1 protein-coding gene is annotated in these 935 nt (G+C 71.4%); it reads left to right on the plus strand.

The features are described 5' to 3' along the window. On the plus strand, positions 1-935 hold a 935-nt coding region (locus tag MSZK_RS31410), incomplete at both ends, for a molybdopterin dinucleotide binding domain-containing protein (protein ID WP_158230665.1).

Raw genomic sequence — 935 nt, forward strand, 5'->3', positions numbered from 1 at the left:
CACCAGCCGCGGCGCCTTCAGCGCCGCGACCCGGCTGGCCCAGCACACCGGCGCCCGACTGGCCTGGATACCCCGGCGCGCCGGCGACCGCGGCGCCCTCGACACCGGCTGCCTACCCAACCTCCTGCCCGGCGGACGACCGGTGGTTGACGACGTTGCGCGGCAACAGCTCGCGGCCGCATGGCATGTCGACGATCTTCCGGATGCACCAGGCCGCGACACCACCGCGATCCTGGCCGCCGCGGCCGACGGCCAGCTCGACGCGCTCCTCATCGGCGGGGTCGACCCGGCCGACCTACCCGAGCCACAGGCCACCCTGGCAGCCATCGAGTCGACCGGCTTCGTGGTCAGCCTCGAATTGCGTGAATCCGCGGTGACCGCGCTGGCCGACGTGGTCTTCCCAATCGCACCGGTCGTCGAGAAGTCGGGTTCATTCCTGAACTGGGAAGGCCGGATTCGCCCCTTCGAACCCGCGCTGTCGTCCAGCTCCTTCCCCGATCTTCGGGTGCTGCAGATCATGGCCGACGAACTCGGGGTGGACTTGGGATTCCATACCGCCGAGGGAGCCCGCGCCGAGATCGCGGCGCTGGGCCCGTGGGATGGCGAGCGCGCCACTCCCCCGTCCGTGGCGGCCAAGGAACCGGCACCGATGGAGCCCGGTGAGGCGGTGCTGGCCGGGTGGCGGTTGTTGCTGGATGACGGCCGGTTGCAGGATGGGGAGCGGTTTTTGGCGGGTACGGCGCGGCCGTCGGTGGTGCGGTTGTCGGCGGCCACGGCCGCCGGGATCGGGGCGGTCGATGGGGATGTGGTGTCGGTGTCGACCGGCCGCGGTGCGATCAGCCTGCCGGTGGTGATCACCGAGATGGCCGACGGCGTGGTGTGGCTGCCGCTGAATTCCCCGGGCAGTGCGGTGCACGAGCAGCTCGGGGTGACCA

Origin of the sequence: Mycobacterium sp. shizuoka-1, from assembly GCF_002723835.1 — a bacterium.
Taxonomy (GTDB): Bacteria; Actinomycetota; Actinomycetes; order Mycobacteriales; family Mycobacteriaceae; genus Mycobacterium.